The following is a 12,209-nucleotide window of genomic DNA, read 5'->3' as shown; positions in this document are numbered from 1 at the left end:
CTCGCCGACGACATCGAGCGGGTGGTCGTCGCGGGCCGGCCGACACTGTCGCGTCCGGTCACCAGACTGCTCGCCCGCGAGGACGTCGACGTCTTCCGGCTGCGCGACGACCCGACGACACCGTCGGTCACCGGCACTCCGGCCGGCGACTGGCTGGAGCGATGGCGGTCGGCCGATGCCGCCGCGTCGGCGGCCGTCGACCGGGTGCTCGCCGACCAGCCGCTGTCCGGCCCGGCCGTCGCCCGAGCGGTCGCGGCAGCCGTCCCCCCGGACGGGCTGCTCGTCGCCGGCTCCTCGAGCTCGGTCCGGGACCTCGACCTCGCCGGCCCGTGGCCGCACCCGCCGAGAGTCCTGGCCAACCGCGGTGCGTCCGGCATCGACGGCACGGTCTCCACAGCCGTGGGCGCCGCCTTCGGCCACGGCGGCCCGGCGTACGCGCTGATGGGGGACCTCACGTTCCTGCACGACAGCACCGGCCTGGTGATCGGGCCCGGCGAGCCCCGGCCGGACCTCACGCTCGTCGTGGTCAACGACGACGGGGGCGGGCTGTTCACGCTGCTGGAGCAGGGGGCGCCGGAGCACGCCGCGACCTTCGAGCGGGTCTTCGGGACCCCGCACGGCGTGGACCTGGAGGCCCTCTGCCGGGCCACCTCGACGGCGTACGTCCTCAGCAGCTCGACCGACGAGCTGGTCGCCGCCCTGGACGCGCCGTGCGGCATCCGGGTCGTGGAGGTGCGCACCGACCGGTCGGCCACCCGGGACCTGCACCAGCGGATGAGGGCGGCCGTGACGGCGGCGCTGCCGTGACCACGATCCGGCGGATGGAGCCGGGCGACGACGCCACCGTGGTCGCCGCCGAACACCTCTTCGACGGCCCCGCGCGGCCCGACGCCACGGCGCGGTTCCTGGCCGAGCCGGGGCACCACCTGCTGCTGGCCTACGACGAGGACCGGCCCGACCACCCGGTCGGCATGGTGTCCGGGGTCGAGACGACCCACCCGGACAAGGGGACCGAGATGTTCCTCTATGAGCTCGCGGTCGACGAGGCCGCCCGGGGCAGGGGGGTCGGCCGGGCCCTCGTCACGGCGCTGGCCGAGGTGGCCCGCGACCGCGGGTGCTACGGCATGTGGGTGCTCACCGACGACGACAACGCGGCGGCGGTGCGGGCCTACACGGCGGCGGGCGGCACGCCGGAGCCCCTCACCCGGCTCATCGCATGGACGTTCTGAGCCTCGCTCCGGCAGCCCGAACGCGTCCGCCCCCTCATCCGATCCGGGTGACGCGGCACCACCCGAGGGTGCCTAGCGTCCGAGGCGAGGAGGCGAGAGCCATGACAGAGAACCAGGTGCAGGTGTTCGTGGCGGCGTTCGAGGGCGAGGGCCGGGCCGCTGCCGCCCTGAAGGACTTCCGGGCGATGGACCGCGAGGGGTCGATCGACCTGATCGACGCCGTCGTCGTCGTGCGCAGCACGGACGGCAAGGTGAAGTTCGAGGAGACGGCCGACCCCAGCGGCAAGAAGTGGGCCAAGCGCGGCGCGATCGCCGGCGGGCTGGTGGGCCTGATCTTCCCGCCGAGCCTGATCGTCGGCGCGGCGGTCGGCGGGGCCGGGGGCGGCATCTGGGGGAAGATCCGGGACAAGGGCTTCCGCGACGAGGACCTCAAGGCCGTCGGCGAGAGCCTCCAGCCCGGGACATCGGCGATCATCGCGATCGCCGAGGACCGGATGGTCGAGCGGCTGGAGCGCGGCCTCGAGGGCTACCAGAACATCGCCCGCCACGCGGTGAGCGCCGAGGCGGCGGCCGTCATCGTCGCCGAGGTCGAGGAGGACGGCACCGCCACCTGAGCTGCGGGCGGGTCAGCGGCCATGGAGCGCGTCCCCACGTCGCGCTCCCCAGCGGTCCACCAGTCCAGGGGCGCCCAACCGCCTGATCGTTTGCGGCGTTGGTCGCGTCGACACGCCGACGTGTCGCCGTGTCGTAGCGGCGGATGTCGCAAACGATCATGGTGGGTCACCGGCCCGGCCGGGGTCGGCGCTCGCTGCCCGGCTGGCTGTGCGACCCGAGTCTGTGGGTCAGCTGCCCTCGAGGGCGTCGCGCACCGGCACGAACTTGGCCTGCGCCTCGAGCACCTCGGCGTCGGGGTCGGAGGCGCCGACGATGCCGCACCCGGCGAACAGCCGGGCGGTGCGGCCGCTGACCTGCGCGCAGCGCAGGGCCAGGCCCCACTCGCCGTCACCCGCCGCGTCGACCCAGCCGGTCGCGCCGGCGTAGCGGCCGCGGTGCATGCCCTCGAGCTCCGCGATCGCCCTCAGCGCGGCCTCCCGCGGGGTGCCTCCGACCGCCGCGGTCGGGTGCAGGGCGGCCAGCAGGTCGAGCACGTGCGACGAGTCGTCCAGCCGAGCCGTCACGTCGGTGACCAGGTGCGAGACGTTCGAGAGCTCGAGCACGCCGGGCTCGGCCGGGGCCAGCAGGCCCGTCACGTGCGGCCCGAGCGCCTCGACCAGCGACTCGACCGCGTAACGGTGCTCCTGCTGGTCCTTGGCCGAGCCCACCAGCTCGGCCACCCGGCCTCCGTCTCCCGCGCCGCCGCGCGGCATCGTGCCGGCGAGCACCCTGGAGAACAGCTGGTCGCCGTCGCGGCTGACCAGCAGCTCGGGCGTCGCGCCGACCAGCCCGTCGACGGCGTAGGCCCAGCACCCGGGGTTCGACGCGGCGAGCCCGGCCAGGACGTAGCGGACGTCGACGTCGTTCTCGGCGGTCGCGACCAGGTCGTGCGCGAGGACGACCTTCTGCAGCTCGCCGCGGGCGATGCGCTCGGTGGCGGCCGCGACGGCGCTGCGGAACTGGGTCACCGCCACCTCGCCACGCGCGTAGCGCAGCTCGCCGGGGGAGCGCACCGGGTCCGGCGTCGTGAGCCGCGGCGGGTCCCCGACCGTGGTCAGCCAGGTGGCGCCGCCCATGCGGCCCAGCACGACCTCGGGCACCACGACGACCGACGGCTCCTCCGGCCCGAAGGCGAAGGAACCGAACGCCACCGGCCCGCTGCCGCGTACCGCGACCTCGTCGTCGACCGGCCACGAGGCCGCCAGCGACTCCCACCACTCCTGGGCGACCGTGAAGCGGTCCGGGCCGGTCACCTCGAGCCGCGCGGCCTCGCCCCAGCCGACGAGCCCCTCGCCGTCCCGGACCCACGCCAGCACGCCGTGGGCGCGCGGCAACCGCTGCAGGAGGGTGCCGACCAGGTCGACCGGCCGGCTGCGCACCGCGCGCACCGGACGTGCGGCGGGCGTCGCCGCCGGACCCGGGGCGGCCGGCTCGCGGCCGTCCCCGGGCAGCGTGGTCATGGCTCAGGAGCGTACGTCGCGCACGTGCCCACCCGGTATCCGGTCCACGGCGGGCTCGATCGCCGGTCGCTCACCCGCCGGTCGCTCACCCGCCGGTCGCTCACATCCGGTCGAGGATGTCGGCCTCGAAGTCGGGGATGGCCCGACCGACCTCGTCCAGGTCGAACCGGTCCGGGATGGCCGCCGGGTGGTGCTCGAGCAGGTAGGCCAGCGCCTGCCGCAGCAGGATCGGCTCCTGGGCGGCCGAGAGGCCGAGCTCCTCGAGCATCGACGCCGGCACGGTCACGCAGTGCGTGGTCCGCGCCCGCGACGGGTGGGTGATGGTCACGTCGTAGACGTGCGGGCCGGACGCCTTGATGTCCAGCGTCCAGCTCTCGGCAGGGTCCGGCATGGCCGATCCCTACCCGGGTAGGGGCCGATGCATGAGCGAGGACCGCTGGACCTATCCCAGCCGCGACGACGACTCGCGCGACATCGACCGCGAGATGTCCGACGCCGACGCCGTCGCCGCCAAGCAGGCGACCCGAGCGGTCAGCCACCCGCAGGAGCGTGAGGGCCGGCAGGGGACCACGGCGGACTCTCCGGGCGTCGACCCGTCGGACCGCCACCACCCGGACGGTCCCGGCACGCCCACCGGCGACTGAGCAGTCGTCGGGACCGGGTCGTCGGCGACCGGGTCGGTGAGACACTGCCGCGCGTGACGTCACGACCCGGCACCCGCGCGACCCTGCAGAAGGAGCCGCACGAGGTCGCGGCGATGTTCGACGGCGTGGCCGAGCGCTACGACCTGACCAACGACGTCCTGTCCCTCGGCCAGACCCGGCTCTGGCGCCGTGCGGTCGCCCGGGCCGTGGGGGTGCAGCGCGGTGACCGGGTCCTCGACCTGGCGGCCGGCACCGGGTCCTCGTCCCTCCCGTTCGCCGCCGCCGGTGCACAGGTCGTGGCGGCCGACTTCTCCCTCGGCATGCTGCAGGTCGGCCGCCGCCAGCACCCGGAGCTCGGCCTGGTCGCCGGTGACGCGCTGCGGCTGCCCTTCCCGGACGGCATCTTCGACGCGGCCACGATCTCGTTCGGCCTGCGTAACGTCTCCGACGTCGACGCCGCCCTGGCCGAGATGGCCCGGGTGACCCGGCCCGGTGGGCGGCTGGTGGTCTGCGAGTTCAGCCACCCGACCTGGGCGCCGTTCCGCACCGTCTACAGCCGCTACCTGATCGGCGCCCTCCCCGGGGTCGCCCGACGGGTGTCCTCCAACCCGGACGCCTACGTCTACCTCGCCGAGTCGATCCAGGCCTGGCCCGACCAGCCCGCGATGGCGGCCCGGATCGGGGCGGCCGGGTGGGCCGACGTCGCCTGGACCGACCTCACCTACGGCATCGTCGCCGTGCACCGCGCCCGCCGCCGGTAGCCGGGCTCGGTCCGGTGGCCGGGGTTTCGGGACCGCCGGCCCGGCTAGGAGGGGGCCAGCACGAACCGACCTGAACCGAGCACGGGAGGCTGACCGATGGGTGCCGACGACAAGACTCAGAACAAGGTCGAGGAAATCAGCGGTGACGCCAAGGAGCGCATCGGCGGAGCCACCGGCGACGACGAGATGCGCCGCGAGGGCGAGCGTGACCAGAGCAAGGCCAACCTCAAGCAGGCCGGCGAGAAGGTGAAGGACGCCCTCCGCTGAGCCGTCCCGCGCCGGGACGCGCGCACGGTGATGTCAGAAGGCGCGCGACGAAGGGCCCGTCCGAGAGGGCGGGCCCTTCTGTGTGGCCATTCCGATGTCGCCAGCAGCCCCGGGGCGTGCGTAGACTCCACCACGGCCTCGTGAAAGATTTCACAAGCGCACACGTACCACCCCTCACCTCCGCACGAGAGGCGTTGTCCCTGTGACCGCACGCCCCGCGACCCGGGACGCCGACGTGGTCGTCGTCGGCGCGGGTCCTGCCGGGTCGGCCACGGCCTACCACCTGGCGCGGACCGGACTCGACGTGGCGCTGCTGGAGAAGACGACCTTCCCCCGCGAGAAGGTGTGCGGCGACGGCCTCACGCCCCGTGCGGTCAAGGCGCTGGTCGCCATGGGCGTCGACACCAGCGAGCAGGCCGGCTGGCTGCACAACAAGGGGCTGCGGATCATCGGCGGCGGCATGCGCCTGGAGATCCCGTGGCCCGACCTGGCCAGCTTCCCGTCGTACGGCCTGGTGCGGCCCCGCAGCGACTTCGACGACCTGCTCGCCCGGCAGGCGGTGAAGGCCGGCGCCGTGCTGCACGAGGCGACCACGGTCACCGGACCGGTGCTCGACGAGCGCACCGGGCGGATCACCGGGGTGACCACCAAGGGCGAGGCCGGCGAGGTCACCTACCGGGCCCCCCTGGTGGTGGCCGCCGACGGCAACTCGAGCCGGCTGTCCCTGGCGATGGGCGTGCACAAGCGCGACGACCGGCCGATGGGCGTCGCGGTGCGCACCTACTACCGCAGCCCACGCCACGACGACGACTGGCTGGAGTCGTGGCTCGAGCTCTGGGACCGCGACGAGCAGACCGGACGCGAGCGGCTGCTCCCCGGTTACGGCTGGATCTTCGGCGTCGGCGACGGCACCAGCAACGTCGGCCTCGGCATCCTCAACACCAGCACCGCTTGGGGCCAGGTCGACTACAAGGACCTGCTCAAGCGCTGGCTGGACCAGACGCCCGAGGAGTGGGGCTTCCGCGACGAGAACCGCACCCAGCCGGTCCGCGGGGCCGCCCTGCCGATGGGCTTCAACCGGCAGCCGCACTACACCCGCGGGATGCTGCTGGTCGGCGACTCGGGGGGCATGGTCAACCCGTTCAACGGCGAGGGCATCGCCTACGCCATGGAGTCCGGGGAGATCGCGGCGCAGACCATCGCCCAGGCGCTGGCCCGGCCGACGGCCGACGCGCGGGAGCGGGCGCTGCAGGGCTACCCCACGGTCCTCAAGCAGACCTACGGCGGCTACTACACGGTCGGCCGGCTGTTCGTGCGGGCGATCGGCGACGACCGGGTGATGCGGCTGGCGACCCGCCACGGCCTGCCCCATCCCCTGCTGATGCGCTTCGTCCTCAAGCTGATGGCCAACCTGACGGACCCTCGCGGGGGCGACTCGATGGACAGGGTGGTCAACGCCCTGTCCCGGATCGCCCCGGCCGCATGACCCGCGTTCCGGGGGTCCACCCCGGCGCTCCTAGGATGGCAAGCCCGGTCCCGTGCCGGGCGACGAGCTGGACCGGAAGGGGAGACACGGCGTGAACTCCTACGTGCCGATCATGGTCCTCGGTGCCCTGTCCCTCGGCTTCGCGGTGTTCTCCATCGGCGCCGGCGCGGCCACCGGCCCCAAGCGCTTCAACCGGGCCAAGCTCGACGCCTACGAGTGCGGCATCGAGCCCACGCCGCAGCCGGTCGGCGGTGGCCGGTTCCCGGTCAAGTACTACCTGACGGCGATGCTCTTCATCATCTTCGACATCGAGATCGTCTTCCTCTACCCGTGGGCGGTCCAGTTCGACGCCCTGGGCATCTTCGGCCTGGTGGAGATGGTCCTGTTCATCGCGACGCTGCTGGTCGCCTACGCGTACGTGTGGCGGCGCGGCGGATTGGAGTGGGACTGATGGGCATCGAGGAGAAGCTCCCCAGCGGGGTGCTGCTGACCAGCGTCGAGAAGCTGGCCGGCTACATGCGCAAGGGCTCGCTGTGGCCCGCGACCTTCGGGCTGGCCTGCTGCGCGATCGAGATGATGGCGGTCGGGACCCCGCGCTACGACCTGGCGCGCTTCGGCATGGAGGTGTTCCGCGCGTCGCCGCGGCAGGCCGACCTGATGATCGTGGCCGGCCGGGTCAGCCAGAAGATGGCTCCGGTCCTGCGCCAGATCTACGACCAGATGCCCAACCCCAAGTGGGTGCTGTCGATGGGCGTCTGCGCCTCCAGCGGCGGCATGTTCAACAACTACGCCATCGTGCAGGGCGTCGACCACGTCGTGCCGGTCGACATCTACCTGCCGGGCTGCCCGCCGCGGCCCGAGATGCTCATGGACGCCATCCTCAAGCTGCACGAGCAGATCGGCTCGGCGCCGCTGGGCGTCAACCGCGAGAAGGCCGCGCGCGCGGCCGAGCAGGCGGCGCTGACCGCCAAGCCGACCGCCCAGATGAAGGGCTTGCTCAGATGAGCGAGTCCCAGGACCTCGAGCGCCGCGGGGCCGAGGAGGACGTCACCCACGCGCCGGCGGCCGTCGGCGAGACGGTCGACGTCCGCCGCGGCATGTTCGGGGCCGACGGGACCGGTGACACGTCCGGCTACGGCGGCCTGGTCCGCCCCGTGCAGCTCCCCGGTGGGTCGCCGAGGCCGTACGGCGGCTGGTTCGACGAGGTCGCCGACTCACTCGAGCGCGCCGTACCGAGCTTCACCGACGCCCTGGAGAAGGTCGTCGTCGACCGCGACGAGGTGACCTTCCACGTCCGTCGTGAGGAGCTGGTCGACGTGATGCGGGCGCTGCGCGACGACCCGGCGCTGCGCTTCGAGATGTGCATGGGCGTCTCGGGCGTGCACTACCCGCACGAGGAGGGGCGCGAGCTGCACGCGGTCTACCCGCTGGTGTCGGTGACCCACAACCGGCGGGTGCGCGTCGAGGTCACCTGCCCCGACGCCGACCCGCACGTCCCGTCCGTGACGTCGGTCCACCCGGGCAACGACTGGCACGAGCGGGAGACCTTCGACTTCTTCGGCATCGTCTTCGACGGCCACCCCGCCCTGACCCGGATCGAGATGCCGGACGACTGGCCGGGTCACCCGCAGCGCAAGGACTACCCGCTGGGCGGTATCCCGGTGGAGTACAAGGGCGCGCAGATCCCGCCGCCCGACGAGCGGAGGTCGTACTCGTGACCGACACCGGGTTCACGACCGGGTCCCCCCGGGAGACCACCGAGGGGACCGTCTACACCGTCACCGGCCAGGACTGGGACTCCATCACCGCCGGCCTCGGCGAGACCCACGACGAGCGCATCGTCGTCAACATGGGCCCGCAGCACCCGTCGACCCACGGCGTGCTCCGGCTGATCCTCGAGCTCGAGGGCGAGACCGTCACCGAGTGCCGGCTGGGCATCGGCTACCTGCACACCGGCATCGAGAAGAACACCGAGTACCGCACCTGGACGCAGGGCGTCACGTTCGTGACGCGCATGGACTACCTGGCGCCGCTGTTCAACGAGTACGCCTACGTCCGGGGCGTCGAGCGCCTGCTCGGCATCGAGGACCAGGTGCCCGAGCGGGCCAACGTCATCCGGGTCATGCTCATGGAGCTCAACCGGGTGTCCTCCCACCTGGTAGCGCTTGCCACCGGCGGCATGGAGCTCGGCGCGCTGACCGCGATGACCTTCGGCTTCCGCGAGCGCGAGCTGATCCTCGACATCTTCGAGATGGTCACCGGCCTGCGGATGAACCACGCGTACTTCCGCCCGGGTGGCGTCTCGCAGGACCTGCCCCCCGGCGCGGTGGACCGCATCCGGGACCTCCTCAAGCTCCTGCCCAAGCGGCTCTCCGACACCGAGAAGCTGCTGGTCGGCAACAAGATCTGGATGGAGCGCACGGTCGGCGTCGGCTACCTCGACCTGACCGGCTGCATGGCGCTGGGCATCACCGGCCCGATCCTGCGGGCCACCGGCCTGCCCCACGACCTGCGCAAGTCACAGCCCTACGCCGGCTACGAGACCTACGAGTTCGACGTGCAGACGCAGGACACCTGCGACGCCTACGGCCGCTTCCTGATCCGCATCGCGGAGATGAAGGAGTCACTGAAGATCGTCGAGCAGTGCCTGGACCGGCTGCAGCCGGGCCCGGTGATGGTGGAGGACAAGAAGATCGCCTGGCCGGCACAGCTCGCGCTCGGCGGTGACGGGCTCGGCAACTCCCTCGACCACATCAAGCACATCATGGGCCAGTCGATGGAGGCCCTGATCCACCACTTCAAGCTGGTGACCGAGGGCTTCCGGGTGCCACCGGGGCAGGTCTACACCGCGATCGAGTCCCCCCGCGGCGAGCTCGGCGTCCACCTGGTCAGCGACGGCGGCACCCGGCCGTACCGCGTGCACTTCCGCGACCCGTCGTTCAACAACCTGCAGGCCGCCCCGGCGATGTCGGAAGGCAGCATGGTCGCCGACGTCATCGCGGCGATCGCGTCCATCGACCCGGTGATGGGTGGTGTCGACCGGTGACCGAGCTGTCGTCCACCCCGACGGCCTTCCCGCCAGAGGTCCGCGAGCGGCTCGTCGCCGGCGCCGCCGAGATCATCGCGCGCTACCCGCGCAGCCGGTCCGCGCTGCTGTCGATGCTGCACCTGGTGCAGGCCGAGGAGGGCTACGTCAGCCCGCACGGCATCGAGCTGTGCGCCGAGCTGCTCGACATCACGGCCGCGGAGGTCGCGGCAGTCGCGACCTTCTACACGATGTACAAGCGCCGCCCCAACGGCGAGTACTCCGTCGGCGTCTGCACGAACACGCTCTGCGCCGTCATGGGTGGCGACCAGATCTTCGCCGCCCTCAAGGAGCATCTGGGCATCGGCCACGACGAGACGACCGAGGACGGCAAGGTCACCCTCGAGCACCTCGAGTGCAACGCGGCGTGCGACTACGCACCGGTGCTGATGGTCAACTGGGAGTTCTTCGACAACCAGACCCCCGAGTCGGCTACGCAGCTGGTCGACGACCTGCGAGCCGGCGAGCAGCCCGCACCGACCCGTGGCGCGTCGCTGTGCACCTTCAAGCAGGTCTCCCGGGTCCTCGCCGGCTTCCCGGACGGCCGGGCAGACGAGGGGCCGTCGGCCGGCCCGGCCACCCTGGCCGGCCTCCTGATCCACCGCGAGCAGACGTCGGCCGGCAAGCGGCGCCGCAGCGACGAAACCACGTCTCGCTCCAGCTCCGGCAGCGGCGGGTCCGGCACCGGCTACGGCGCGCAGGGCGGCCCCAGCGAGAGCGACTCGGTTTCGACGGCCGAGTCGGACGACGCCAACCCCACCCCGCCCGCGACCGAGAAGGACGGTGAGGCATGACGCTGGAGCTCACTCCCGTCCTGTCCCGCACCTGGGACCAGGACCGGTCGTGGACCCGCAAGGTCTACGAGCGTCATGACGGCTACGCCGGGCTCAAGGAGGCGCTGAAGAAGTCGCCCGACCAGGTCACCCAGCTGGTCAAGGACTCCGAGCTGCGCGGGCGCGGGGGCGCCGGCTTCCCGACCGGCATGAAGTGGGGCTTCATCCCCCAGGGCGGCGACAAGCCGGTCTACCTCGTCGTCAACGCCGACGAATCGGAGCCGGGCACCTGCAAGGACATCCCGCTGATGATGGCCAACCCCCACGAGCTCGTGGAGGGGGCCGTCATCGCGTCCTACGCGATCCGCGCGGCCCACGCGTTCATCTACGTGCGTGGCGAGGTCGTCCACGTGCTGCGACGGCTGCAGGCTGCGGTCGCGGAGGCGTACTCCGCCGGCTACCTCGGCAAGGACATCCTCGGGTCGGGCTACGACCTGGAGCTGACCGTCCACGCCGGCGCCGGGGCGTACATCTGCGGTGAGGAGACCGCCCTCCTCGACTCGCTCGAGGGACGCCGCGGCCAGCCCCGTCTGCGCCCGCCCTTCCCGGCGGTGGCCGGCCTCTACGCCTCCCCGACGGTCATCAACAACGTCGAGTCGATCGCGTCGGTCCCGTCGATCCTGCGCAACGGCGTCGACTGGTTCACCGCGCAGGGCACCGACAACGACAACCCGAAGCTGCGCTCGAAGGGCTTCACGCTCTACTCGCTGTCCGGTCACGTCGCCAGGCCGGGGCAGTACGAGGCGCCGATGGGCATCACCCTGCGCGAGCTGCTCGACCTCACCGGCGGTGTCCGCGAGGGACACGAGCTGAAGTTCTGGACCCCCGGCGGCTCGTCCACGCCGATCCTCACCGCCGAGCACCTCGACGTGCCCCTGTCCTACGAGGGCATCGCGGGCGCCGGGTCGATGCTGGGGACCAAGGCGCTGCAGGTCTTCGACGAGACGACCTGCGTCGTGCGCGCGGTGCTGCGATGGACCGAGTTCTACGCGCACGAGTCGTGCGGCAAGTGCACGCCCTGCCGGGAGGGCACCTTCTGGCTGGTGCAGATCCTGCGCCGGCTGGAGAACGGCAAGGGCTCCGAGGAGGACCTCGAGAAGCTGCTGGACATCAGCGACAACATCCTCGGCCGGTCGTTCTGCGCCCTCGGTGACGGTGCGACCAGCCCGATCACCTCCTCGCTGGAGTACTTCCGCGACGAGTACGTCGACCACTTCCGCCAGGGCGGCTGCCCGTTCGACCCCGCGGCGTCGACCCTCTTCGCCATGCCGACGGGAGCGCGTTCTCGATGAGCTTCCCCACGACTTCGCTCGCTCCGCTCGCGAACCCGCGGGGGCCCCGATGACAGTGACCGCCAGCAGCGGCGCAGAGGTCCAGCCCCGTGCCGAGGTCGTCACGCTGACCGTCGACGGCTTCGAGGTGCAGGTGCCGAAGGGCACCCTGGTCATCCGCGCCGCCGAGCTGATCGGCATCCAGGTGCCGCGGTTCTGCGACCACCCGCTGCTCGACCCGGTCGGCGCCTGCCGCCAGTGCCTGGTCGAGGTGGAGGGCCAGCCCAAGCCGGTCGCCTCCTGCACGACGACCGTCTCCGACGGCATGGTGGTCAAGACCCAGCTGACCTCCCCGGTCGCCGACAAGGCGCAGCGGGGCGTCATGGAGCTGCTGCTCATCAACCACCCGCTGGACTGCCCGGTCTGCGACAAGGGCGGCGAGTGCCCCCTGCAGAACCAGGCGATGAGCAACGGCCGGGGCGAGACCCGGTTCGAGGACGTCAAGCGCACCTACCCGAA

At 72.3% G+C, this 12,209-nt stretch carries 16 protein-coding genes; 14 read left to right on the top strand and 2 right to left on the bottom strand.

Annotated features, from left to right (window positions below; genetic code table 11):
• The 3 genes from VK640_10405 to VK640_10395 form a co-directional block, all read left to right on the top strand.
• Positions 1-807 (top strand): 2-succinyl-5-enolpyruvyl-6-hydroxy-3-cyclohexene-1-carboxylic-acid synthase (locus VK640_10405; GenBank protein ID HTE73595.1); only part of this gene is annotated, 807 nt, incomplete at its 5' end.
• 14 nt (positions 808-821) lie between these two features.
• Positions 822-1,229, top strand: a complete 408-nt coding sequence (locus tag VK640_10400; protein HTE73594.1) for a GNAT family N-acetyltransferase — start codon at positions 822-824, stop codon at positions 1,227-1,229.
• Between the two features lie 101 nt (positions 1,230-1,330).
• Positions 1,331-1,843 (top strand): DUF1269 domain-containing protein, encoded by a 513-nt coding sequence (locus tag VK640_10395; protein ID HTE73593.1) that lies wholly within the window; start codon positions 1,331-1,333, stop codon positions 1,841-1,843.
• Positions 1,844-2,071: 228 nt separating this feature from the next.
• Here the strand turns inward: VK640_10395 and VK640_10390 are convergent, their stop codons facing one another.
• Together VK640_10390 and VK640_10385 are read right to left on the bottom strand one after the other, a co-directional pair.
• Positions 2,072-3,343, bottom strand: coding sequence for an isochorismate synthase (locus VK640_10390; protein HTE73592.1), 1,272 nt, complete (start codon positions 3,341-3,343; stop codon positions 2,072-2,074).
• Between the two features lie 100 nt (positions 3,344-3,443).
• Positions 3,444-3,734 (bottom strand): hypothetical protein, encoded by a 291-nt coding sequence (locus VK640_10385; protein HTE73591.1) that lies wholly within the window; start codon positions 3,732-3,734, stop codon positions 3,444-3,446.
• Positions 3,735-3,765: 31 nt separating this feature from the next.
• Here VK640_10385 and VK640_10380 point away from each other — a divergent pair, with 31 nt between their 5' ends.
• From VK640_10380 to VK640_10330, 11 genes are all read left to right on the top strand, one after another.
• Complete coding sequence (locus tag VK640_10380; protein ID HTE73590.1) at positions 3,766-3,987, top strand: hypothetical protein; 222 nt, start codon at positions 3,766-3,768, stop codon at positions 3,985-3,987.
• 53 nt (positions 3,988-4,040) lie between these two features.
• Positions 4,041-4,748: a demethylmenaquinone methyltransferase gene (locus tag VK640_10375; protein ID HTE73589.1), complete on the top strand. Its 708-nt coding sequence runs from the start codon at positions 4,041-4,043 to the stop codon at positions 4,746-4,748.
• Positions 4,749-4,844: 96 nt separating this feature from the next.
• Positions 4,845-5,015 (top strand): CsbD family protein, encoded by a 171-nt coding sequence (locus tag VK640_10370; GenBank protein ID HTE73588.1) that lies wholly within the window; start codon positions 4,845-4,847, stop codon positions 5,013-5,015.
• A gap of 202 nt (positions 5,016-5,217) precedes the next feature.
• Positions 5,218-6,501, top strand: a complete 1,284-nt coding sequence (locus VK640_10365) for a geranylgeranyl reductase family protein (protein ID HTE73587.1) — start codon at positions 5,218-5,220, stop codon at positions 6,499-6,501.
• Between the two features lie 91 nt (positions 6,502-6,592).
• Positions 6,593-6,952 carry an NADH-quinone oxidoreductase subunit A gene (locus VK640_10360; protein ID HTE73586.1) on the top strand — a complete coding sequence of 120 codons (360 nt, stop codon included), beginning with the start codon at positions 6,593-6,595 and terminating at the stop codon, positions 6,950-6,952.
• Complete coding sequence (locus tag VK640_10355; GenBank protein ID HTE73585.1) at positions 6,952-7,506, top strand: NADH-quinone oxidoreductase subunit B family protein; 555 nt, start codon at positions 6,952-6,954, stop codon at positions 7,504-7,506. The genes VK640_10360 and VK640_10355 overlap by 1 nt, the downstream gene beginning before the upstream one ends.
• Positions 7,503-8,219, top strand: a complete 717-nt coding sequence (locus VK640_10350; protein HTE73584.1) for an NADH-quinone oxidoreductase subunit C — start codon at positions 7,503-7,505, stop codon at positions 8,217-8,219. The genes VK640_10355 and VK640_10350 overlap by 4 nt, the downstream gene beginning before the upstream one ends.
• Positions 8,216-9,547 (top strand): NADH-quinone oxidoreductase subunit D, encoded by a 1,332-nt coding sequence (locus VK640_10345; GenBank protein ID HTE73583.1) that lies wholly within the window; start codon positions 8,216-8,218, stop codon positions 9,545-9,547. The genes VK640_10350 and VK640_10345 overlap by 4 nt, the downstream gene beginning before the upstream one ends.
• Positions 9,544-10,380 carry an NADH-quinone oxidoreductase subunit NuoE gene (gene nuoE / locus VK640_10340; protein HTE73582.1) on the top strand — a complete coding sequence of 279 codons (837 nt, stop codon included), beginning with the start codon at positions 9,544-9,546 and terminating at the stop codon, positions 10,378-10,380. The genes VK640_10345 and nuoE overlap by 4 nt, the downstream gene beginning before the upstream one ends.
• Positions 10,381-10,382: 2 nt before the next feature.
• The gene (gene nuoF / locus VK640_10335) at positions 10,383-11,711 is read left to right on the top strand and encodes an NADH-quinone oxidoreductase subunit NuoF (GenBank protein HTE73581.1); all 1,329 of its coding nucleotides are present in this window, start codon (positions 10,383-10,385) and stop codon (positions 11,709-11,711) included.
• A 49-nt stretch (positions 11,712-11,760) separates the two neighbouring features.
• On the top strand, positions 11,761-12,209 hold a 449-nt coding region (locus VK640_10330; protein HTE73580.1), incomplete at its 3' end, for a 2Fe-2S iron-sulfur cluster-binding protein.

Source organism: Actinomycetes bacterium (genome assembly GCA_035489715.1).
GTDB lineage: Bacteria > Actinomycetota > Actinomycetes > JACCUZ01 > JACCUZ01 > DATHAP01.
Note: the sequence above shows the minus strand (reverse complement) of the source record. Positions and strands in the feature narration are given on the sequence as shown.

Coding starts and splice junctions, on each gene's coding strand:
- VK640_10400 (HTE73594.1), top strand. CDS start 822: ATGGAGCCGGGCGACGACGCCACCGTGGTCGCCGCCGAACACCTCTTC.
- VK640_10395 (HTE73593.1), top strand. CDS start 1,331: ATGACAGAGAACCAGGTGCAGGTGTTCGTGGCGGCGTTCGAGGGCGAG.
- VK640_10390 (HTE73592.1), bottom strand. CDS start 3,343: ATGACCACGCTGCCCGGGGACGGCCGCGAGCCGGCCGCCCCGGGTCCG.
- VK640_10385 (HTE73591.1), bottom strand. CDS start 3,734: ATGCCGGACCCTGCCGAGAGCTGGACGCTGGACATCAAGGCGTCCGGC.
- VK640_10380 (HTE73590.1), top strand. CDS start 3,766: ATGAGCGAGGACCGCTGGACCTATCCCAGCCGCGACGACGACTCGCGC.
- VK640_10370 (HTE73588.1), top strand. CDS start 4,845: ATGGGTGCCGACGACAAGACTCAGAACAAGGTCGAGGAAATCAGCGGT.
- VK640_10355 (HTE73585.1), top strand. CDS start 6,952: ATGGGCATCGAGGAGAAGCTCCCCAGCGGGGTGCTGCTGACCAGCGTC.
- VK640_10350 (HTE73584.1), top strand. CDS start 7,503: ATGAGCGAGTCCCAGGACCTCGAGCGCCGCGGGGCCGAGGAGGACGTC.